Source organism: Staphylococcus sp. EG-SA-15 (assembly GCF_017151895.1).
GTDB lineage: Bacteria > Bacillota > Bacilli > Staphylococcales > Staphylococcaceae > Staphylococcus > Staphylococcus aureus.
The window spans coordinates 80,666-102,480 of sequence record NZ_JACVZN010000003.1; the positions used below are offsets into that span (position 1 = coordinate 80,666).

The following is a 21,815-nucleotide window of genomic DNA, read 5'->3' on the forward strand; positions in this document are numbered from 1 at the left end:
ATTGTTTAATAAACATGTTTATTTTTGATTATATTTTGTTATAGTTAAAGATAATATTACAATTTTCAAAGGAGTGTCTAATATGACAACTGAAATGAACGACGTAACAAATCATCAACCGAATCGCAAATCCAATGATGAGAACATTATGGCGATGCTTATCTATTTATTAAGTTTATTCACATCTATTATTGGTCCACTGATTATATGGTTATTGAAAAAAGATGAATCGAAACTAGTTGATCGTGCTGGAAAAAATTATCTTAACTATACGATTTCTTATATTATTTGGTCTATCGTTTTAGTCGTTATCACTTTAATAGGCGTTTTCCTAATTGCTACCGATATTAGTTTCATTATCATTATAGGTTTCATCATTACATTTATCGGTATTTTATCCATATTCGCTTTCTCAATATTATCTTTTGTATTCACAATTATTGCGTGTGTCAAATATTATAATGGCCAAGAATATGTAATACCTTTAACAATTCGATTTATTTAAACATATTACAAATAAATATTTCCTATTAATTATCTGTTAATCTCATTGTAACTTTGACTAATTTTTATTACAAAATTAGTCAAAGTTTTTTTATTCTTTTACAAATCAATAACATTCCCCACAAGAAGCATTAATTTTGTTAAAGTAACTATTGTCATCAATTCGAGATGTGAGAATAAAACAGTCGCTACGTTTTATTTATAAAAAAAGATATAGAACTTTGGAGGACTTTATTCATGAAAAAATTAGTAACAGCAACTACGTTAACAGCAGGAATCGGCACAGCATTAGTAGGTCAAGCACATCATGCAGATGCTGCTGAAAATTATACAAATTACAACAACTATAACTACAACACGACTCAAACTACAACGACTACAACAACTACGACAACTACATCATCAATTTCACATTCTGGTAACTTATACACTGCAGGACAATGTACTTGGTATGTATATGATAAAGTTGGCGGAGAAATCGGTTCTACTTGGGGAAATGCTAATAATTGGGCTGCTGCTGCACAAGGTGCTGGATTCACAGTAAATCATACACCTTCTAAAGGCGCTATCCTACAATCTTCTGAAGGGCCATTTGGTCACGTTGCATATGTAGAAAGTGTAAACAGTGATGGTTCAGTTACAATTTCAGAAATGAATTATAGTGGCGGACCTTTCTCAGTAAGTTCTAGAACTATTTCTGCAAGTGAAGCAGGTAACTACAACTACATCCATATTTAATATAAACACGATGATACATATTGTCTTGAAACTTAATTCTAGTACATATGTCATCAAAAAACTTTGAGCTTTCCTTTATAGGAGAAGCTCTTTTTTTGCTATTTTTCGTTGCCACCTACTTATTTATATTTCCTCCCATATTCATAATATTAATTTTTTCTAATACTATTAACTTTAAAACTACGTTATCTAATTTAATTGATCCAGTTTTTCCACATTACAATATTCATAGTTCTACAGTGCCTAAGTTATATCACCTCCATCAAAAGTACGCGCTTACATCATTGATACACAAGACATCATGACATAGTTGTATACTGTCTAATCTTCTACTATACTAAGATAAAAGGAGTGATCTTTTATGGAAAAAGTTTATGTTGCTGGTGCAATACCAGAAGTAGGTTTAAAACTTTTACAAGAACATTTTGAAGTTGAAATGTATGAAGGTAAAGGATTAGTCGATAAAGACACTTTAATTAAAGGTGTTAAAAACGCGACTGCCTTAATTAGTTTATTATCTACAAACGTTGATAAAGATGTTATCGATGCTGGTAAAGACTTAAAAATCATTGCCAACTATGGCGCTGGTTTTAATAATATTGATATCGAGTATGCCCGAGAAAAAAGTATAGATGTTACAAACACACCTAAAGCATCAACAAACGCGACTGCTGATTTAACAATTGGATTAGTACTTGCAGTAGCGCGTCGTATTGTTGAAGGGGACCAATTATCACGTACAACTGGATTTGATGGATGGGCACCTTTATTTTTCAGAGGTAGAGAAGTATCTGGGAAAACAATCGGCATTATCGGTTTAGGTGAAATTGGTAGTGCAGTAGCTCGTCGTGCAAGAGCATTTGACATGGATGTGCTATACACTGGACCTAATCGCAAAGAAGAAAAAGAACGAGAAATCGGTGCAAAATATGTAGATTTAGATACACTATTAAAGAATGCAGATTTTATCACTATCAACGCTGCTTATAATCCTAAAATGCATCATTTAATTGATACAGAACAATTTAAAATGATGAAATCTACGGCGTATTTAATCAATGCCTCTCGTGGTCCAATCGTGCACGAACAAGCACTAGTGCAAGCATTGAAAGATAATGAAATTGAAGGTGCTGCACTTGATGTATATGAATTTGAACCAGATATTACCGATGACTTAAAATCACTTAATAATGTAGTATTAACACCGCATATTGGTAATGCTACATTTGAAGCACGTGACATGATGTCTAAAATTGTTGCTAATGCTGCAATTAGTGCCGTTCAAGGTGAGAAACCACAATTTGTCGTTAACTAATAATTGAATTTATTATAATAACATTATAAAAACAAGAACCCCCATATGTTGAGCTCTCGTTTCAACATACGGGGGTTTTCATATTGTTGTATTATTTTTCTTTCGATTTATATAAGAATTTAGTTTGTCCAGCTGCTAATGCATTTGGCATCATTTTCATAATACGATTTCTAACTGCAACAAATAAACGACTACGATATTGGGCAATTTTACCGATTTTTCTAGAACGCTTAATTACTTTTGCAGTATGTTTGACACGTATTTTATCATAACGCTGTAATGCTTTTTCAAAGTCGTATGCGTTAAAACAATTTACTAATACGATAGCATCTTCCATTGCTTGTCCAGCACCTTGCCCCATATTAGGCGTTGTCGCATGTGCTGCATCTCCTAGTAAAATAGTACGACCATAAACAAAAGATTTGAGTGGTTTCAAATCATAAATATTATGCAATAAGATACCTGTTTCACTTTGTTTGTCTAAGATCTCTCTAACTTCATTTGGATAGTGATTAAAGTATGCTTGCAAATGAGGTTTACCAAACGAACTATATTTATGATTGTTTTCCTTCGAGTTAATTGTAATGAACCAATATGCTTGATTATTTAATAACGGAACAATACCTACTCTTCCTTTTCTTCCCCAGTATTCTTTTGCACAATCCGGATGCTTTAAATCAATATCATCAATTAAACCTCTAAAGCATGTATACCCTTGATATAATACTTTACTGTCAGCATTTACAGATTGTCTCACTTTAGAATGAATTCCATCAGCACCAATACATAAATCAAATGCTTCACTTTCTTGTTCCGCGAAATGTATGGTAACTTTATCTGTCTCATTATCTATATGCGTGACTTCATGATTTGTAAATATTGCGTCATCTTTTACATAAGATTTAATAATGTCAATTAATGTTTGGCGTGGTAACGTCACATTCAATGTATTACTTTTTAATTTAACAGTAGTTAACAGGCGATCTTTGTCATCTAACACTGTCATTGTAGATAAGATTTGCCCAGCATTTTTAATACCTTTAGCTAAGTCATGATTACCTAGTTTTTTAAGCACATTATCTCCGATACCAATCCCAGCGCCAATTTCTTTAACTGACTCATTTTTTTCAAAGACTTTAATAGTATGACCTTGTTCTTGTAATAATGCAGCAGCTGTTAATCCACCGATGCCTGCACCTATAATTGCTATCTTCATATTGTCACCTCTATATTTTTCATTCTTTTCTATTTTATCACATGCACTATTGTTTAAAAATGACTCTTGGAACTAACGTTTCATTTTTAAGGACTTAAGTGTATTATCTGCACCATTGTATATTACATGCACATTTAGACAGCAATATTCATTTACATCATGTACATTTGTAACAATGATGTGGGATATAGCATATTTGATGCTATATAGCGTTTTTTGTTAGGTTAAAATCCATTTAACTAACACACTCAGAATGCGCTAAAGGAGCTCGAAACAATAAATTGTTCCAGCTCCTTTAAGCACCGATGTCTTATTTATAATATGTTTGTCTAATATCATCTTTCTTTATACCAAACTGCTTATAGGATTTATCCATTAATTTGGCAATTTTATCTGCCCAGCGAATGTCACTCGCATATTGATGTTGCGCAGGATTTTCTGGATTCCATCGCATTTGATATAAATTCAGTTGATTGTTTTCAAAATATTCATTACGAATGAACTTTGCACCACCAATAATCGCCTTATCTGGTGATGTCCATTGTTCCTTTTCAGCATAACTTTTCCCACTATGAACAGCACTACTATCGAATGCTCCTATACCAAAAAAGTTGTAATAGCGTTTTTTTCCATCTTTAATGCCTTTTGCTAATTCTGATTTGCCGTTACCTGTTTCTACTAATGCATGGCTAACAAGATAAATGACATTAACCTCATATTTTTCTTGAGCTTCTAGAAAAACTTTCCCTCGATTTTCTAAAATCCCCTTACCTTTTAGCAATTGGTTAACTTCAGATTCCGACATTGGCACTTTTTCTGTGATATCCATATACTTCATATCATTGTCTTTATGTGAAATGGTCATTGCTTTAGCAATTTCATTATTATTTGCTTCAACAAATTTACCATCCTCTTCTTTTGTCTGTACAATACCTTTCCCTTGTTGCATTGAAACAGCCTCATCAAAAGAGTAATTCACATCATTTTTAAACAATTTAGTTTCATTCACGATGAGTAATACAGCAAAAACAACTAAAATAACTATCAATAGTAGCGTTGAAATGCGTAACTTGAAATTCTTCTTCATATAGACAAAACCTCATTTTTCTTACTTAGACAATAAAAAATATGCCACTACAATCGCTAATATTACGATTAAAAAAGAAGCGTTAACGATTACTTTCATCGTTGTTCTATCTCTGAACATCATATTAAAGACAACTAGACTAATTGATAATGAAACAGCAAAAAAAGTAATAGCTAACACTAATTTCATCATAAATAGACAGACTAAACCTATGACTAATAATGTATTAGAAATTACAGCTGACGTTTTTAACATTCTCGAATTAATATGCACTCACCCTTTTTATTTAAATAACTTACATAATCATAATAATACATGATGTTTCATAGGCCTGTCGATGATTGATTCACAATAGCACGTGATTTTTTTGTTTTTCAATATTATTCATTTATTCCATCAAAAACACCCTTTTTAATTTTTACAAAAATTAAAAAAAGTGCTCCTACACTGCTTGCATGTAGAAACACTTTTTCATTGTAATGTTATTCTTCTCGAGACATACCTTTTAGCATATTAAGCATGTATGTTAAACTACGGTTCATGTCGTCATCTTTCAATACGCCCAATAGACTTCTTATAGTTGTCTTAGCATTTGGACTCGCTTGATTGGCAACGTGTAATCCTTTATTAACTTTATTTAGGAAGTCGCTTAAATCTGATACATTGAGTTCACCTAATAAAAATACCATTGAAGCCATATTAGATAATAGCCCTGTATAAATATCTTTATTAAGTTCAACTGCAAATTTATTTATGATGACTTGACGTCCTCGAATTGCACCATTTAAAGCATCTAATAGTTTTGCATCATCTAATGTTTTAATAAGCTTGATTGCTTTTAATATACTATCTTTATTCGCTGCAATTGCCTCTGTAACTTCATTTAAACTTTCTAACTTAATTTGTTCTTCTGATTTTTCTAAGCGTCTAATTTTAGAAGATATTCTCTCAGCCATTATTTATCCACCTGATTTCCTGGGAAAACATAATCTGGACGTTCCCATTTTTTCTGTACTTGAACACTGTACTGCGGATGACGTTTTTTATTGACACGGAAATTATTAGGGTTCAACGGTGACTTACCTCGTTTCGTAATTACCTCCAAACGACAGCTAGTACGTTTATAAGATGGTGTATCCGTGTATTGATCAACATCACTATTAGTTAATAAGTTAATTGCACCTAGATCTCCATTTTCCATCGCATCATTATTTAATGGAATATAGATTTCTTTACCTTTAACACGATCTGTCACGTGAACTTGTAATACCGCTTCTCCTGTTTCAGAAATCAGCTTAACTTCTGCACCTTCATGAATGCCTCTGTCTTCAGCAAGCTCTGGAGAAATTTCAACAAATGCACGTGGCACTTTGTATTTAATCATTGGTGTTTGATAAGTCATATTACCTTCATGGAAGTGCTCTAACAATCGACCATTGTTTACATGAATATCATAAATTTCATCTTGCTTAAAGTAATTATCAAATGATAATGGGAATAATTTTGCTTTACCATTATCAAAATTGAATCCTTCTAAGTATAGAATAGGCTCATCAGTACCATCAGGTTGTACTGGCCATTGTAAACTATTGAATCCTTCTAAACGATCATAACTTACCCCAGCATATAGAGGTGTTAAGCGTGCTACTTCATCCATAATTTCACTAGGATGCTTGTAATTCCAATCAAATCCTAATCTATTAGCAATTGCTTGGAAAATTTTCCAGTCAGGTTTTGAATCACCAAGAGGTTCTAATGCTTGGTATAAACGTTGAATACGACGTTCAGTATTTGTAAAAGTACCGTCTTTTTCAAGTGAAGGACTTGCTGGCAATACAACATCTGCGTATGTTGCTGTGAATGTTAAAAATTCATCTTGGACTACCATGAAATCTAATTTTTCAAACGCAGCTTGTACAAAATTAATATTTGAATCCACAATACCCGTATCTTCACCATATAAGTACAATGAGTGTACTTCTCCGTCATGTATACCTTCTACCATTTCATGATTATCTTTACCAGCTTTTGGATTCAATTTAACGCCATATTCTTTTTCAAATTTAGCGCGAATATCATCCGCTTCAATACTTTGATAACCAGTAATCTTATCAGGCATACTTCCCATATCACTACATCCTTGAACATTATTATGTCCACGTAATGGATACGCACCAGTACCAGGACGACGATAATTACCTGTTACTAATAATAAGTTTGAAATCGCTGTACTTGAGTCACTACCAATGTCTTGTTGTGTAATACCCATTGCCCAACAAATTACAACAGATTCAGCTTTAGCACATTCTTCAGCAAATTTAATCAATTCTGATTCAGGAATACCTGTTGCTTCTTCAGCAAAAGCCATTGTAAATGTTTCTAATGATTTGTAATATTCATCAAAATCATCTACCCACTCATCGATAAATGCTTTATCGTGTAAATCATGATCAATAATATACTTAGTCACTGCGCTTAACCACGCTAAATCCGTACCTGGTTTCGGTTGATAAAAACGATCCGCACGTTCAGCCATTTCATGTTTTCTAATATCAAACACATGTATTTTTTGTCCAAATAATTTTTGAGCACGTTTCATGCGTGATGCAATAACTGGGTGTGCTTCGGCTGTATTGGTACCTATCAATACAGACATTGCCGCTTTTTCTAGATCTTCAATACTACCTGAGTCACCGCCGTGTCCAACCGTTCTAAATAAGCCTTTTGTTGCAGGTGCTTGGCAATATCTTGAACAGTTATCAACGTTATTTGTGCCAATAACTTGTCTTGCTAATTTTTGCATTAAATACGATTCTTCATTCGTCGCTTTAGAAGAAGAAATGAATGATAGTGCATCTGGGCCATGCTTTTCTTTAATAGCTGTAAAATTATCTGCAATGACGTTTAAAGCTTCATCCCATTCTACTTCATGGAACTCACCATTTTTCCTTACTAGTGGTTTAGTTAAGCGTTGATCTGAATTAATATGTCCCCATGAAAACTTACCTTTAACACAAGTCGCAATTTTATTTGCTGGAGAATCATGTGATGGTTGTACTTTTAAAATTTCTCTATCTTTAGTCCAAACTTCAAATGAACAACCCACACCACAATAAGTACACACTGTTTTAGTTTTCTTAATACGCTCTTTACGCATTTCTGCTTCTGAATCTGAGATTGCAAATAGTGGACCATAACCAGGTTCTGCTTTTTTAGTTAAATCAATCATTGCTGCTAATGAACCAGGTTCCGTATCAGTCATATAACCCGCATTACCTTCCATATTCACTTCCATCATGGCATTACATGGACATACCGTCGCACATTGACCACAAGATACACATGAAGACTCATTAATCGGTACATCATTATCCCAAATAACACGTGGATGTTCACGATCCCAATCAATTCTAATAGTTTCATTCACTTCGATATCTTGACATGCTTCTACACAACGCCCACATAAGATACATTGATTTGGATCATAACGATAAAATGGACCATAATCCTTTTCATATGGCTTCTCTTTATATTCATACGTTTGATGCTGAAGACCCCATGCATCCATCGTATTATGAATTTCACAATCACCATTATTATAATCACATACTGTACAATACAGCATATGCTTTTCTAAAATTCGATCAAGCGCTTCTTTTTGAGCATCTTTCACATCATTGTTCACAGTATTTACAGTCATTGGACGATCAATCACCGTACTACATGAACGTTCAATTTTACCGTCAATTTCAACAGTACATGTATCACATGTTTGAATTGGTCCCATCGACTCGTTATAACAAATTGAAGGTACAAAAGTATCTTGTGATTTAATAAATTCAAGTAAATTCGTACCTGGTTCTACAAGATAATCTTTTCCATCAAGTGTAACCACCAAATGTTCTTGCATATTACTCACCCCGTCTATATATATTTTCCGTAAATGACTTTTAATAAATTGCTCATATCCACCTAAAATAACGATGCCCCACACATCTTTCAGATAGAATTAATTTAATTGTATTACTTTATGTACTAGTTGTTAAGTGAAATTTTGTATTTTGCCTTTTTACAATCATTTTTATTTGAAATATTTTGCGCGAAATTAAATCATCTTTTTGTTTAATTGAAAATAATTATCATTATTAGTTTTCCAATTATCTGTTTCACGCTTTTTGCCATATCTTTCACAACCTTATTAATGACAATACTTAATAATCACCTCACCTAAAAATCGTTATACTATTTATAAATACCCTTTTTCTGAAAATTAATAACCCAAGTTTGATAAATATCTACTATCATTTAGAAGGTAATATTTATCTTTAAATTAAATTTGTAATGGATTAATTTATAAAAATCAAATCAGGCATTAAATAAAATAGCCCATAAATACAAAGTGTTATCACCTTCTATTTACGGGCTATTAGTTCTATTCGTTATTCTATTTACAGATCATTCTATCTAATTAATTTGTGTACAATTTTGATAACTTATTTTCCCTTAGTTTACTACTCTAGATTATCTTTTAATAACTTAGTACTTTCAGCTTTTGACTGCTCACTAGGAATGAAGTAGTACAATCCGTCACTTTGAATGCCGCCTTGACCACTCAATTGATGTTTATTAATCGTGTCATTAGCATCTTTATAATTGCTTCTAATCGTATTCAAATCACCTAATGTTAAATCTGTTTTAACATTATTTTGAATTTCATTCATTAGACTATTAAAATGTGTAATCGATGATGGGCTTGCAATCTTATTGGCCATCGCTTCAAGCACAATTTGCTGACGTTGTTGTCGACCAAAGTCACCACCAGCACCTTCTTCTTTACGACTTCTAATAAACTTCAATGCTTGATCACCATTTACATGTGTCTGCTGTCCTTTTGTAAAACGAACACCATCAACAGTGAATGTATCATTACTTACTACATCAACACCGCCGATGCTATCTATCATATTATGCAAACCATCCATATCGATTGTCGCATAATGATCAATTGGCACATTCATTAATTTTTCAAGTGATTTAACAGCCATATTTGGTCCACCATATGCATAGGCATGTGCAATTTTTTCAGTAGTACCACGGCCAACAATTTCCGCTCTTGTATCACGCGGTATACTTACTATTTCAGTTTTCTTCGTTTTAGGGTTGATAGATAAAATCATAATACTATCACTACGCTCTCCGCCACCCTTTTTCTTACGATCAGCATCTGAATCGACACCAAATAAAGCGATTGTGAATGGATCACCATCGTTTAAACTCACTTTTTTATCTCTTAATTCTGAATGATTGCGATCTAACGGATTGTGTATCTTATTACCAGTAATAAAAATTTTAGCAGCTACATACACAACAGCTACAATCGCTAAGATTACTAAAATACCGAATACCCATAAAAATATTTTTTTCGGTAGGCTCATTTTACTTTTAGACGAACGTTTCAATCCCACCACTCCTTTACTATTCCTTACATACTTTGTCTGTTTTCTCTATTTATTATATAGTAAAATAATTTTTTTACTATACTTCTGTAGACGTATAACTATTTTTTATCATTTTTTATCTCTAGAGAATATCTATCTGTATTTTTGATAACCACCATTTGCATTTAAAATTTTAAGTACCGTTTCATGACATGCTTCATTACTTATAATAAAAGGTGCACCCTTTAAATGATCAATTGCCTTACCATCTAAAGTCGTCATTTTTAGATTCAATAGTTCTGCAAATAAAAACTGTGCAGCAATGTCCCAAGGTTTAGGATTTGTATTAATATGTGCCCCAAATTGACCTTTTGCCACTCGCATAGAATCTAATCCGCAAGCACCAACTAAACGATAACTAAATGAGGCGTCAAATAAATCTTGCACCGTATCTAGATTCATCACTTGTGCATTAAACGATATAATAGCGTCTTCCAATTTTAACGATGGTGGTTCTTCCATCTTAATTCCATTACAAAAAGCACCTTCTCCTCGTATTGCTTTATAAAGCTTTTTATGCGGATAATCATATACGTACGATAACATTGGTTTACCTTCATAAAAATACGCCAATATAATACAATAATCTTCTTGCTGTTTTACTAAATTGGCAGTTCCATCAATGGGATCCATAATCCATAAATGATTAATTTCATTCGTAATCATTGCATTACTTTTTTCTTCCGCTAATAGTTGGTGTTCCGGAAAATATGTTGCTAAAAATTGTTGAAATTGTTGTTGAATCTGTTTATCTACATTTGTAACTAAATCAAATCGATGACGCTTAGTTTCTGTAGTCATTTCCATAATTAATTGCGGAATAACATTGTCTATTTGTTTCAACCACGAACATATTAACTTATCTATTTGCTGTAATGTTTTATCTGTCATTTCGTCCACCACTTCTCATATCATTATCATTTTATTATTACCCTATATTAAAAGAATCAACAATACAACTGAAGACTTCTTCATTTTATGCATAAAAAAATCGGCTAGTCACGTGCTAGCCGACAAATAGAAAGGAAAGTAAGTAATAAATATTGAAGATGTTGTGATGTAACTTGAACGATTAAAAGCTATCTGTTATATAGCTCTACCCCTTTGTTTAATCGCTCCCCCTGTTACAAGTAATATCATAGCACAATCTTTTTTAAAATGTAAGCGTTTTCCACAAAATTTTTCCGATTTTTTTAAAAAGATATTGAAAATGTCCTCATTGTCACTCTTATGTTATACTTTGTGTAATATATCATCTTTTAGGAGGTGGCTGTCATGAATAAAGCTGAAAGGCAAAATATAATAATTACTGCAATTCAACAAAATAAAAAAATGACCGCTTTAGAATTAGCTAAATATTGCAACGTATCCAAACGCACAATTTTAAGAGATATTGATGATTTAGAAAATCAAGGTGTTAAAATTTATGCGCATTATGGGAAAAATGGTGGTTACCAAATACAACAAGCACAATCTAAAATTGCATTAAACTTATCTGAAACACAATTATCGGCCTTATTTTTAGTGCTTAATGAAAGTCAGTCGTACTCGACATTACCATATAAAAGCGAAATCAACGCAATTATAAAACAATGTTTAAGTCTTCCACAAACACGCTTAAGAAAATTGCTTAAACGCATGGACTTTTATATTAAATTTGATGACACACAACATATGACACTCCCAATGCTGTTTTCCGACATTTTAATTTATTGTACAGAACGAAATGTGATGTTAGTAGATCATAGGGTTGATGATAATATTAAAGCTGAAAACGTTATATTTATTGGCCTTTTGTGTAAACATGGACATTGGCATGCAGTCATTTATGACATTGCTCAAGACAAAACTGCCGAACTCGAAATTGAAAATATTATAGATATTTCGTATTCATTCGGTAAGACGATTCAAACCAGAGACATATCCATTGATAACTATCATCAATTTTTAAACCCCATCGATTCCTAAACTATGGAGTCGATGGGGTTTTATCTACGCATAAATACTTATTACTGATATAACGAAAGAAACAAAATTATTTGCTATATGTAATGCAATTGTTGAACCTAGGTTTCTTCCGGATTTTAAATAAGTGAAAACTAATATGATGGATAGTATGAGATATGGACCAAACTCAAACGGCGACTTTGCATCAGTCACATGAATAAATGCAAATAAGAACACCGAAACAATACTCATAGCTATAAAATTAAACTTCTTACCTAATTCTCCAATTAAAATATGTCTAAATACGATTTCTTCAACTATTGGACCTACAATCACAATTAATAAGAATGCTACAGGTAAAAATGCAGGCACTTCAAACATTTTATTTAGCTCAAGTTCATTGGCTGTTTCACTATATTGCAAATGTTTAGGTAGAAACTGTGTCATATATTCATATGTATAAATTAAGATGAGAGCAATAATATACGTTATTGACAATCTAAGCCAATATTTTTTGATATACGCAAAACCAGCTCGAAGCCTTGATGGCATCACTTTTAAATGAAATAAATAAAATGCGCCAATCCCAATCGTATATGCTAAAGCTTGTGTGATAGTCGCTACAAATATCAGATTACTATCGATTTCATAATAACCAAACAAAATTGGTCCTATGTAAGCTGCAATTGTGAGTGCATAAAATATAACACCTATAATTGGAATTATAAGCAAATCTCTCCATGCTATATCTTTAAACGTGTATTTCTTTTTTTTCATTTTCCACTGTTATATCCTTTCCTGTTTAATAATTGATTTTTGGAGGTACTTCTACATGATAAACGAAACTAAGTATATGAGACAACAAATTACTAATTTGATTCAAATCATTGATACGATTAAATATAATACTTTAATGACAGATTGGAACATTCAAACGCATATTTATAAATTTAACCAAATAGTTACTAATGAATTGAATAAGTTCAAAGGCTTTGAAACATCATATATAATAAACGAAAATCAAGTTTCCTATTATGAAATTATAACACTACTTAATAAACGCCCCCTCCGACAAGTCGACTATGGTAACAAAATTCAATATCTTAATTTTTATCATACACAACTATCTAACGCATTATTTGCAATTAAATTTGCCCATTAACCTATTTTTCATAAAATGTCATTTAAACAAGTTATTTATTAAAATTCACTTTATTACATAAATTATACAATTAAAAAGTTTCTTCAAATTGTAAAGATGCATTAATCGAGTTATAATCATAATGATTAAGATGGTAGATTTAGTCTTATATAACTACATTTACTAAGATTTAAATAGATGAGTACATAATGTATAAATTGGGAATATACAGTATGACTTACGGTAATATATCAATATATTGATATATTATTTGCACATGGGAGTATGCTATTTTTTATCTATACATCTTAAAAATATTTACAGTTTTATAATTCAATATCATTAAACAAACAACATATTCAGCTTATTTTTCATTCTCTTACGTTACAAGTTGTAAATACCATCGCGTTAAACAACAATAGCCAACGCTAATAAAATATATTGCGTTAAATTGGAGTGATTAATATGTCAAACGTACTAACAGAAATAGATAGTCAATATCCATATATGACTAAAAATGAAAAAAAGATAGCTAAATTTATACTAAATTCACCTCAAAAGGTGATTAAAATGAGGTCTCAAGACTTAGCAAGCTTATTAGATATTAGTACATCATCAGTCATTCGATTCAGCAAGAAAATTACTGATGGCGGTTTTCACGACTTGAAAATAAATATATCTAAATATGTTCCTAAAGCATCATCAATTTACAATGTTGAATTAATGAATAACGAAAGCACAGAATCTTTAAGAACTAAACTCCATACACGTACTACACGCGCACTTAATCATGCTAATAACGAATTAAATGATAAAACTATTGATCAAATATGTCATTGTTTAAAACGTTCTGAGACGATTTTTATATATGGTTTTGGCGCATCTTTTGTAGTTGCTACCGACTTATACCAAAAGTTATCAAGAATAGGTCTTAATATTCAACTTGTTCAAGAAACACATATTTTTGCAACATTATTAGCAACTCACAATTCGAACGACAGTGTTATTCTTATTACTAACAATGGTACGCAAAGTGAAATGCAATCAATGGTTAAAGTTATTGATGACTACCATATACCTATAATTACAATTACTAGTACAAGGGATAATCCCGTAGCACAGGCATCAAATATTGTTTTAACTTATGGGAAAACTGATGAAAATGAGATGCATATGGGAGCAACAACTTCATTATTTGCTCAAATGTTCACTATTGATATTTTATATTATCGTTATGTTGCATTAAATTATCACGCATCATTAGATTTCATAACACAATCTAAAATGGCTTTAGATAACTATCGTAAACATTTATCAAATATTAACTTTAAACATTAACAGTCTTATATAAATTCTTTAATCATGTCATATAATAATTTATGCATCATTTTCAAAGCTTACATGTCTTTTATCTTGTATAACATACGCATATGACCAATGATTTGATAAGGCCATTCTATTTCTTATATTAAAAACAAACGCAGTTGATTAACGGATTCATTCCATATATCAATTGCGTTTGTTATTTTTATAATGCTATTTTTTATTTTAAAGCCCACAGTAAAAACTAACGATAATATTGCCACTTATAAGTTTTTCACACTACAACTTCGATTTAAGCTATATTTATAAAAAATGCGCCTACTCATAACATTCTTTGGCTATTTAACTTTAATAAGCTAGGGCCAAGTTTGTCATAAGATAAGCGCACATTATAATCATACTATTTTGCTTTTACATTATTTTTATTATATCTAATAAAATAATAAATCGTTACAATCGTTAAGAAGATGACACCAATAAGCACTGATATTCTAGTTTCAACATTAAATACCATACCAACCAATACTAATATTAAGAATAAGATTGTTAAGTAGTTAGTTACTGCGCCACCAGGCATTTTGAATGGGTGACCTTCCAATTCTTCAGGGTGTAATTTTCTAAAACGTAAATGACTGAATAAAATCATAAACCAAGGAATCATACCTGGTAAAATAGACGCACTATAAACGTATACGAAAATACTCTTCGCTCCATCGATATATAAAGGTAAAATTACGTTTAATAAAGCACCAATTAAAATACCAAGAGATACTGCTACAACAGTGTACAATGGTACACCATTTCTCATGATTTTAGTAAATATTTTCGGCATTTCACCTTTATGAGCAAGTGTATAAATCATACGACTCGCACTGAAAATACCTGAGTTACATCCTGACATTGCTGCAGTTAATACAACAAAGTTAATTAATCCAGCTGCAAATGTAATACCGATTTTAGCAAATGTTGCAACAAACGGACTTCCAATGTCTCCTAATTGATTCCAAGGATACACTGAAACAATAACAAAAATAGCACCTAAATAGAAAATTAAAATTCTCCAGATAACACCATTCACTGCTTTAACGATATTTTTCTGAGGATCTTTAGTTTCACCTGCCGTAATACCTATCAGTTCCACACCTTGGTATGAACCAATTACAATTGATAATGCAAAGAAGAAACCAACAATACCATTTGGCATAAATCCGCCATTTGTCCATAGATTAGAAATACCTACCGCATGGCCACCATTTCCAAAACCAAAGAAAATAAGACCAAAACCAGCAATAATCATTAAAATAATTGTTACAACTTTAATTAAAGCAAACCAAAATTCAAATTCTCCAAACGCTTTTACCGAGAATAAATTCGCTGCCATTAATAATAAAATAGCAATAACACCAGGAATCCAAGTTGGCAATTCCGGGAACCAAAACTTCATATATTCTCCTACTGCGATGACCTCACTCATACCAACAACAATCCATTGGAATATATTACTCCATGCTGTCATATAACCTGCTGCAGGATGTATATAATCACTTGCAAATGTTGCAAATGATCCTGTTGTAGGGTTTAAATAAATCATTTCCCCCATTGCTCTCATGATTAAAAATAAAAAGATACCCGCAATTAAATATGCAAGGATAACTGATGGCCCTGTCCATTTAATTGTACTTGTCGCACCCATGAAAAGCCCCACGCCAATCGTACCACCAAGTGCAATCATTTGAATTTGACGGGCACTCAATCCCCTTTGTAGTTCATTGTTCTCCATAACTTCTTACCCCATCTCTGATTGATACTAAATAAATCCATAAAAAAACTTATTGCCGTAATTATACTATAAATCATCGATTTTGGTACATTAATATTTGCATACCATGCAATCGTTTACAGAACTACTATAGCAGGCTTTTGCAACTTTGCAAACAATTATTTTGTGATTTTTCTAAAAAATTAAAAAAGTTGCTCAAGTACCGTTGAGTCACATACAACTTCAGCTATTCTCGGTAATTATGATATAATTTTAATAATATTAAAAAGGAGTATATCAATGTTAAAACAAATACTGCCACGTGCTACAAAAATATCGGTACTCTTTGCTGTAGCATTTTTCATCATAAATTATATCGGTATGGAAAAACCTGACATCCTATATTTAGTTGGAAGAACTATTATTGCAACACTTGCTTTCATACTCATTTGTCTTACAGTATTTACTATTATTAATTCTCCAGAGCGCAAGATTAAACTCGGTACGACTTTACCGATTGCATTAATTATTGGTATCATTTTCGGCGCCATATTTTTAACGGTACAAATCGGTGTCATCACTGGGTTAATCATCGGTGTGATTGCTACGTTTATTTGGGAATTGATTGAAAAAAATAAAGGAGGTCGTTCATCATGACAACAGCATTAATTGGTGTAATTGTATTAATCTTACTAATTATTAGCTTTGTGCCAAACTACCGTGCTATGAAATCAGCAAAAGAACAAGGAAGTAATGCAACAAGAGCTACAATTATGGTAGGCATAGATATTATCTTAATTGTACTTATCATCGTGACGTTATTATTAAAATATATGTAACTATTTAAACCACCCTATCTCATACATAAACATGAACGTTCTACCATTTCACATACATATGGTCGTCCATTTAATGAGGCAAGGTGGTTTTCTCGTTAAAGTTTACCTTGTAATAGTAAAAAATAGCCAATTGTTGCGAGTATTAAGTAAATCATTGAACCAACAACAAAAGATCTTACTTGCACGCGAAATGGTGTCTGTTTGTTAAATATAGGACCAATCACCAAATTTCCAACGCCTAAAATTACTGGACCAGCTAGAAAAAACAATATAATGTAACCCATCATGATACGCCTCCTATTTCGTAAAGAAACGCGCTACAATTTGATCGTAATCAATATCTTTTGCTACATAATCTACATTAGAAAAGTCCTGTGCGCTTGTCATTTTATTCGTATTAACAATAACATCTAATCCAGCTGCAATCGCGGCTGTTGCACCATTTACAGAATCTTCAATAGCCAAACATTGTGTCGGCATATAATTTAATTGTTGTACTGCAGATAAATATAATTCAGGATCAGGTTTAACTTGTTCAACATCTTCTCTACCAACAACTACCTCTATATAATCATCTAGACCTAATGCTTTAAAGGTAGGCATTATTTCCGCTTTCACACTACTTGTGGCAATCGCCATAGGAATGTGACGTTGCTTTAAAAATGCCATCAATGATTTAATCGTATCAATCATCGGTAATGTTGTACTAGTAAGATGATGTTCTTCATAAAGTTTATCTTTATTTTCCGAACCAATCGCTTTAATTAAATGGTCATGCAAATCTGTAGCTGCTCCTCCAATAGAAGAACGATAAAAATCAATGCTTATAGGATCGGCATTATGCATCTCTAAATGTTTATTAATAACATTAAATAAATGTTGTTCCGTATCTATTATTGTTCCATCGAAATCAAATATAACTGCTCTATACATATATTTACTCCTCTATTTTTTCTCTTTATCAAAGCTTAACACAGTCCGATGACCACTTCATTCTATTAGTGCAATTATAACTTTTTTGACCAATACTTTGCTAAAATAGGCCCTGTTATATTATGAATGAAACTAAACACTGCGCCTGGTACTGCTGCAATTGGATTAAAATGCAATGCTGCTAATGACACAGCTAAACCAGAGTTCTGCATTCCAACTTCAATACTGACTGCTTTTTGATCTTGTCGATCTAATTTTAAAAGACGAGCTAACCAATATCCAATCGTATATCCTAATACGTTATGTAAAATAACTACTAAAAATATTAATAATCCTGTAGTTAAGATTTGGTGCTTACTGCCACCTACAACTATTGCTAAAATTAATGAAATAGCAACAACTGATATAATCGGCAAAGCTGTAGAAGCTTTTTCAGCAATTTTACGATTAATAATTTGCAAAACAATACCTAAAGCAATTGGAATTAATACAACTTGAACAACTGACCACAACATACTCAGGAAAGATACTTCCAACCATTCATTTGCAAATAGATATATTAACGCAGGTGTAACGAATGGCGCTAGCAACGTAGAGACCGTCGTAATAGAAACAGAAAGTGCTACGTTAGCTTTGGCTAAATAACTCATTACATTACTTGATGTCCCACCCGGACAACATCCAACTAATATTACGCCAACAGCAATATCAGGTGGTAAATGAAAAGACTTTGCAATTATAAATGCTAATGTGGGCATAATACTGAATTGTAGACAGACACCAATAATTACTGCTCTAGGTGCTTTAAAGACCATTTTGAAATCATTAGGTGTAATTGTTAATCCCATACCTAACATAACAATACCAAGTAAATAAGGTACCCATTTACCTAATGTCGCAACATGTTGTGGGAAAATAAATCCAATAACAGCTGCTACTAACATCCATACCAAAAAACTCTTCGTGGCAAATATACTCAATTTTTGAAACATTGTTAACACATCCTCGTCGATAATATTGAAAAATATTACCATAAGACCAGTAAGGTTACAATTACTTTTCTGAAAATTAAGATTATTTAGTCGTTCTCTTCTTATTGCAAATATTTTATCACTGATAAACAATTATTTTAAACTTCATTCAAAAGTCTTAGTGAATAAAGAAAAAAAGCGTGGTAAAATCAACTTGAACAAAATTAAGTCACCTTTATAAATATTAAACGTGTATTTAATGCCATGTATTCCTCGGGAGGTCCTCACATGTTAATTGATAAATTCGAAACATACATCATCAACATCGCCGGTTTAAATGACCGTACTACTAGAAAAAAATTAAGTAAGTTATGCAAAAGTGTACAATTTTGTGATGCGTTGCAATTCTCAATAAACAAACAGTTTAATCAATATGTATTAGAAATTAGCTTACCAAAGCAACAACTTCCATACTTCATTTCATTTTTAAGTTTTCATCAGTATAGTATTTTCCAAGTACTTTCACCAAAGAAAATAAATGAATTACTTGATTCTGATAATTTATATCAATCTGCAAAGCGTTTCGATATCAATATTGATGGCTTGCAAGATGCTTTCATTAAAGACAAAGTCATCGATATTATGAATATGTTCCAAAATCACACTGATATCACTTATACGTTGAATAAGTCTCATGCACATATTATATGTACGCCAGAAATATTTGCTAAATTGTTACATACGATTGCAACTAGAAATATCGACATTCTATCTGCCAATTATAGATCGTCATCTATGAGCAAAGCTCGTATATCATAATAAAAGACACATCTATACGATGATCATTTACAATGATTGCGTATAGTGATGTGTCTTTTTTTGTATTATTTATCTTCGGACGATTGATCCTCAACCATTTGTTCAAATGCTTCACGAACTTGTGGTACTGTCATACCTACTACAACTTGGATACTCTTACCACTCTTTACTAATCCGTGTGCCATTTGTTGATGCGTGAAATATTCCGTATCCGCAACTTTACTTTCATCATAAACAGTTAAGCGTAATCTTGTTGTACAGTTAGTAACATCTTTGATATTTTCTTTGCCGCCTAAACCGTCTAGGTAATATGCAGCTTTGTCTTCGTATTCATTACCAGTTGAAGCACGTTTAGAATCTACGCTATCACCTTTTTTATTTTTGTAATCTTGCTTAGAAAATAATTTAACTTCCTCTTCTGTTTTCTTACGTCCAGGTAATGGAATATCAAATTTCAAAATTAAGAATCTGAATAAGAAGAAGTAAATCGCTACAAATATCAGACCGATAATAACTTGTGCAACATAAGTACCCCAATGTTCTTTACCTAATGGCAACCAGTTTGTTGAAATAAAGTCTAACAAGCCACCACCCATGTTACCTACAACACCAAATGCGTACATTAAAGTATCCATTGATGCTGCTAAAACTGCGTGTAAAACAAATAAGTATGGTGCGATGAATAAGAATGTAAATTCTAATGGCTCAGTAATACCTACAACGACTGCTGTTAATGTTGCAGGAATAAGTAATGCTGCTACTTTTTTACGATTTTCTTTAGGTGTCGTAGCATACATTGCTAAAGCAATACCTAAACATCCAAATACTTTCCCATTTCCTTGAAGCATAAAGCCATAAGGGAATTGCTCTTTTAATGGCTTAGCACTCTTAGCAAACTCATTTAAATGTTGTAACCATTCAGCTTTCAAGCCGTGATTGACTACTACTGGTCCAACTTCAATTGGTGCATAAATAAAGTGATGTAATCCTGTTGGTATTAATACACGTTCTAAGAAGTGGTACAGCCAAACACCGATATAGCCTGAAGCGATGATAAAGTGTTGCATTGAACCAATACCGTGCTGAACAGTTGGCCAAATAACACAAGTAATTGCTGCTAATGGTAACATCACAAAAAATGAAATCGTAACTACAAATGTTAAACCTTGGAATACACCAACCATTTCTGGTAATCGTTTACTATAGTATCTATTGTGAATCCAAGTAATAATAGCTGAAATAATAATACCACCTAGAATATTCGTATCCAATGTGGCAATACCTGCAATTGATTTTAAACCAGGTACATTTTCAACGCCTTTTTCTAAATTAGCGCCAAACGTATGTGGCCATTGCGTTAAAATGGCATTTATAAATGTATTAAACATTAAGTAACCCATCAATGCTGCAAGTGCTGCATGACCTGGTGCTTTTTTAGCTAAAGAAAGTGGTAGACCTACAACAAATACAACTTCCATATGCGTAAAAATAACCCAGCCACCAGATTCTATTACTGACCAAAATTTAAACCAAAACGTATGTTGATCTGCTAAACTCCCCATGATTGTAGGATTTTTAAATAATGTCGCAAAGCCAAGCACTATCCCAAAGAAAGCGAACATTAATACCGGTACAATCATTGCACTACCGAAACGCTTTATCGCATTCATCTTCTATTCCCTCCATATCATCTTTCCTAACAATACATCTAATTAGATTCATTTA

22 protein-coding genes are annotated in these 21,815 nt (G+C 32.2%); 9 read left to right on the forward strand and 13 right to left on the reverse strand.

The annotated features are described in order from the left end of the window. Positions 1-82: 82 nt before the first annotated feature. From IDG64_RS03460 to IDG64_RS03470, 3 genes are all read left to right on the forward strand, one after another. Positions 83-505: a DUF4870 domain-containing protein gene (locus IDG64_RS03460; protein ID WP_000206114.1), complete on the forward strand. Its 423-nt coding sequence runs from the start codon at positions 83-85 to the stop codon at positions 503-505. Positions 506-741: 236 nt separating this feature from the next. Beyond that, entirely contained in the window at positions 742-1,242 is a 501-nt protein-coding gene (locus IDG64_RS03465; protein WP_000737705.1) for a CHAP domain-containing protein, read from the forward strand. Between the two features lie 361 nt (positions 1,243-1,603). Next, entirely contained in the window at positions 1,604-2,557 is a 954-nt protein-coding gene (locus tag IDG64_RS03470) for a 2-hydroxyacid dehydrogenase family protein (RefSeq protein ID WP_000417016.1), read from the forward strand. A gap of 91 nt (positions 2,558-2,648) precedes the next feature. Here IDG64_RS03470 and IDG64_RS03475 read toward each other — a convergent pair whose 3' ends face one another. The 7 genes from IDG64_RS03475 to IDG64_RS03505 form a co-directional block, all read right to left on the reverse strand. Then, positions 2,649-3,773, reverse strand: a complete 1,125-nt coding sequence (locus IDG64_RS03475) for an FAD-dependent monooxygenase (RefSeq protein WP_000684141.1) — start codon at positions 3,771-3,773, stop codon at positions 2,649-2,651. Positions 3,774-4,083: 310 nt separating this feature from the next. Next, on the reverse strand, positions 4,084-4,860 hold the full coding sequence (locus IDG64_RS03480) for an N-acetylglucosaminidase (protein ID WP_000739223.1): 777 nt from the start codon (positions 4,858-4,860) through the stop codon (positions 4,084-4,086). Between the two features lie 21 nt (positions 4,861-4,881). Beyond that, complete coding sequence (locus IDG64_RS03485) at positions 4,882-5,115, reverse strand: hypothetical protein (protein ID WP_000921246.1); 234 nt, start codon at positions 5,113-5,115, stop codon at positions 4,882-4,884. Between the two features lie 227 nt (positions 5,116-5,342). After that, positions 5,343-5,816 carry a helical membrane plugin domain-containing protein gene (locus tag IDG64_RS03490; protein ID WP_000840811.1) on the reverse strand — a complete coding sequence of 158 codons (474 nt, stop codon included), beginning with the start codon at positions 5,814-5,816 and terminating at the stop codon, positions 5,343-5,345. Continuing rightward, complete coding sequence (gene fdhF / locus IDG64_RS03495) at positions 5,816-8,770, reverse strand: formate dehydrogenase subunit alpha (protein ID WP_001155262.1); 2,955 nt, start codon at positions 8,768-8,770, stop codon at positions 5,816-5,818. Before fdhF ends, IDG64_RS03490 begins: the two co-directional genes overlap by 1 nt. A gap of 601 nt (positions 8,771-9,371) precedes the next feature. Then, a complete protein-coding gene (locus IDG64_RS03500; protein WP_000831055.1) occupies positions 9,372-10,319 on the reverse strand; it encodes an LCP family glycopolymer transferase in 948 nt (315 codons plus the stop codon). Positions 10,320-10,451: 132 nt separating this feature from the next. Next, the gene (locus IDG64_RS03505) at positions 10,452-11,249 is read right to left on the reverse strand and encodes an inositol monophosphatase family protein (protein ID WP_206171278.1); all 798 of its coding nucleotides are present in this window, start codon (positions 11,247-11,249) and stop codon (positions 10,452-10,454) included. Positions 11,250-11,633: 384 nt separating this feature from the next. Between IDG64_RS03505 and IDG64_RS03510 the strand changes: the two genes are divergently transcribed. Beyond that, on the forward strand, positions 11,634-12,326 hold the full coding sequence (locus tag IDG64_RS03510; protein WP_001030118.1) for a helix-turn-helix transcriptional regulator: 693 nt from the start codon (positions 11,634-11,636) through the stop codon (positions 12,324-12,326). Positions 12,327-12,350: 24 nt separating this feature from the next. Here the strand turns inward: IDG64_RS03510 and sdpB are convergent, their stop codons facing one another. Beyond that, complete coding sequence (sdpB, locus tag IDG64_RS03515; RefSeq protein ID WP_000727591.1) at positions 12,351-13,082, reverse strand: CPBP family intramembrane glutamic endopeptidase SdpB; 732 nt, start codon at positions 13,080-13,082, stop codon at positions 12,351-12,353. Between the two features lie 55 nt (positions 13,083-13,137). Here sdpB and IDG64_RS03520 point away from each other — a divergent pair, with 55 nt between their 5' ends. Together IDG64_RS03520 and rpiRc are read left to right on the forward strand one after the other, a co-directional pair. Beyond that, positions 13,138-13,467, forward strand: coding sequence for a hypothetical protein (locus tag IDG64_RS03520; RefSeq protein ID WP_000606729.1), 330 nt, complete (start codon positions 13,138-13,140; stop codon positions 13,465-13,467). 444 nt (positions 13,468-13,911) lie between these two features. Beyond that, on the forward strand, positions 13,912-14,784 hold the full coding sequence (gene rpiRc / locus IDG64_RS03525; RefSeq protein ID WP_000073195.1) for a pentose phosphate pathway transcriptional regulator RpiRC: 873 nt from the start codon (positions 13,912-13,914) through the stop codon (positions 14,782-14,784). Positions 14,785-15,169: 385 nt separating this feature from the next. On the opposite strand, the gene IDG64_RS03530 is transcribed toward rpiRc, so the two are convergent. Next, positions 15,170-16,549, reverse strand: coding sequence for an amino acid permease (locus IDG64_RS03530; RefSeq protein WP_000429674.1), 1,380 nt, complete (start codon positions 16,547-16,549; stop codon positions 15,170-15,172). Positions 16,550-16,828: 279 nt separating this feature from the next. Between IDG64_RS03530 and IDG64_RS03535 the strand changes: the two genes are divergently transcribed. Continuing rightward, positions 16,829-17,185 carry a hypothetical protein gene (locus IDG64_RS03535; protein ID WP_000917677.1) on the forward strand — a complete coding sequence of 119 codons (357 nt, stop codon included), beginning with the start codon at positions 16,829-16,831 and terminating at the stop codon, positions 17,183-17,185. Then, complete coding sequence (locus IDG64_RS03540; protein WP_000205307.1) at positions 17,182-17,367, forward strand: hypothetical protein; 186 nt, start codon at positions 17,182-17,184, stop codon at positions 17,365-17,367. The genes IDG64_RS03535 and IDG64_RS03540 overlap by 4 nt, the downstream gene beginning before the upstream one ends. A gap of 95 nt (positions 17,368-17,462) precedes the next feature. On the opposite strand, the gene IDG64_RS03545 is transcribed toward IDG64_RS03540, so the two are convergent. From IDG64_RS03545 to IDG64_RS03555, 3 genes are all read right to left on the reverse strand, one after another. Continuing rightward, positions 17,463-17,654, reverse strand: a complete 192-nt coding sequence (locus tag IDG64_RS03545; RefSeq protein ID WP_000971980.1) for a hypothetical protein — start codon at positions 17,652-17,654, stop codon at positions 17,463-17,465. A 10-nt stretch (positions 17,655-17,664) separates the two neighbouring features. Continuing rightward, the gene (locus tag IDG64_RS03550) at positions 17,665-18,300 is read right to left on the reverse strand and encodes an HAD family hydrolase (protein WP_000285450.1); all 636 of its coding nucleotides are present in this window, start codon (positions 18,298-18,300) and stop codon (positions 17,665-17,667) included. A 74-nt stretch (positions 18,301-18,374) separates the two neighbouring features. Continuing rightward, complete coding sequence (locus tag IDG64_RS03555) at positions 18,375-19,292, reverse strand: bile acid:sodium symporter family protein (RefSeq protein WP_000486810.1); 918 nt, start codon at positions 19,290-19,292, stop codon at positions 18,375-18,377. A gap of 267 nt (positions 19,293-19,559) precedes the next feature. Here IDG64_RS03555 and IDG64_RS03560 point away from each other — a divergent pair, with 267 nt between their 5' ends. Then, positions 19,560-20,090 (forward strand): hypothetical protein, encoded by a 531-nt coding sequence (locus IDG64_RS03560; RefSeq protein WP_000904065.1) that lies wholly within the window; start codon positions 19,560-19,562, stop codon positions 20,088-20,090. Between the two features lie 65 nt (positions 20,091-20,155). Here IDG64_RS03560 and IDG64_RS03565 read toward each other — a convergent pair whose 3' ends face one another. Continuing rightward, positions 20,156-21,760: an alpha-glucoside-specific PTS transporter subunit IIBC gene (locus IDG64_RS03565; protein WP_000991494.1), complete on the reverse strand. Its 1,605-nt coding sequence runs from the start codon at positions 21,758-21,760 to the stop codon at positions 20,156-20,158. Between the last annotated feature and the right edge of the window lie 55 nt (positions 21,761-21,815).

What these genes read in the sequence shown, in the direction of transcription:
- IDG64_RS03460 (WP_000206114.1), top strand. Translation starts at nt 83, where the DNA reads ATGACAACTGAAATGAACGACGTAACAAATCATCAACCGAATCGCAAA.
- IDG64_RS03465 (WP_000737705.1), top strand. Translation starts at nt 742, where the DNA reads ATGAAAAAATTAGTAACAGCAACTACGTTAACAGCAGGAATCGGCACA.
- IDG64_RS03470 (WP_000417016.1), top strand. Translation starts at nt 1,604, where the DNA reads ATGGAAAAAGTTTATGTTGCTGGTGCAATACCAGAAGTAGGTTTAAAA.
- IDG64_RS03475 (WP_000684141.1), bottom strand. Translation starts at nt 3,773, where the DNA reads ATGAAGATAGCAATTATAGGTGCAGGCATCGGTGGATTAACAGCTGCT.
- IDG64_RS03480 (WP_000739223.1), bottom strand. Translation starts at nt 4,860, where the DNA reads ATGAAGAAGAATTTCAAGTTACGCATTTCAACGCTACTATTGATAGTT.
- IDG64_RS03485 (WP_000921246.1), bottom strand. Translation starts at nt 5,115, where the DNA reads ATGTTAAAAACGTCAGCTGTAATTTCTAATACATTATTAGTCATAGGT.
- IDG64_RS03490 (WP_000840811.1), bottom strand. Translation starts at nt 5,816, where the DNA reads ATGGCTGAGAGAATATCTTCTAAAATTAGACGCTTAGAAAAATCAGAA.
- fdhF (WP_001155262.1), bottom strand. Translation starts at nt 8,770, where the DNA reads ATGCAAGAACATTTGGTGGTTACACTTGATGGAAAAGATTATCTTGTA.
- IDG64_RS03505 (WP_206171278.1), bottom strand. Translation starts at nt 11,249, where the DNA reads ATGACAGATAAAACATTACAGCAAATAGATAAGTTAATATGTTCGTGG.
- IDG64_RS03510 (WP_001030118.1), top strand. Translation starts at nt 11,634, where the DNA reads ATGAATAAAGCTGAAAGGCAAAATATAATAATTACTGCAATTCAACAA.
- sdpB (WP_000727591.1), bottom strand. Translation starts at nt 13,082, where the DNA reads ATGAAAAAAAAGAAATACACGTTTAAAGATATAGCATGGAGAGATTTG.
- IDG64_RS03520 (WP_000606729.1), top strand. Translation starts at nt 13,138, where the DNA reads ATGATAAACGAAACTAAGTATATGAGACAACAAATTACTAATTTGATT.
- rpiRc (WP_000073195.1), top strand. Translation starts at nt 13,912, where the DNA reads ATGTCAAACGTACTAACAGAAATAGATAGTCAATATCCATATATGACT.
- IDG64_RS03530 (WP_000429674.1), bottom strand. Translation starts at nt 16,549, where the DNA reads ATGGAGAACAATGAACTACAAAGGGGATTGAGTGCCCGTCAAATTCAA.
- IDG64_RS03535 (WP_000917677.1), top strand. Translation starts at nt 16,829, where the DNA reads ATGTTAAAACAAATACTGCCACGTGCTACAAAAATATCGGTACTCTTT.
- IDG64_RS03540 (WP_000205307.1), top strand. Translation starts at nt 17,182, where the DNA reads ATGACAACAGCATTAATTGGTGTAATTGTATTAATCTTACTAATTATT.
- IDG64_RS03545 (WP_000971980.1), bottom strand. Translation starts at nt 17,654, where the DNA reads ATGATGGGTTACATTATATTGTTTTTTCTAGCTGGTCCAGTAATTTTA.
- IDG64_RS03550 (WP_000285450.1), bottom strand. Translation starts at nt 18,300, where the DNA reads ATGTATAGAGCAGTTATATTTGATTTCGATGGAACAATAATAGATACG.
- IDG64_RS03555 (WP_000486810.1), bottom strand. Translation starts at nt 19,292, where the DNA reads ATGTTTCAAAAATTGAGTATATTTGCCACGAAGAGTTTTTTGGTATGG.
- IDG64_RS03560 (WP_000904065.1), top strand. Translation starts at nt 19,560, where the DNA reads ATGTTAATTGATAAATTCGAAACATACATCATCAACATCGCCGGTTTA.
- IDG64_RS03565 (WP_000991494.1), bottom strand. Translation starts at nt 21,760, where the DNA reads ATGAATGCGATAAAGCGTTTCGGTAGTGCAATGATTGTACCGGTATTA.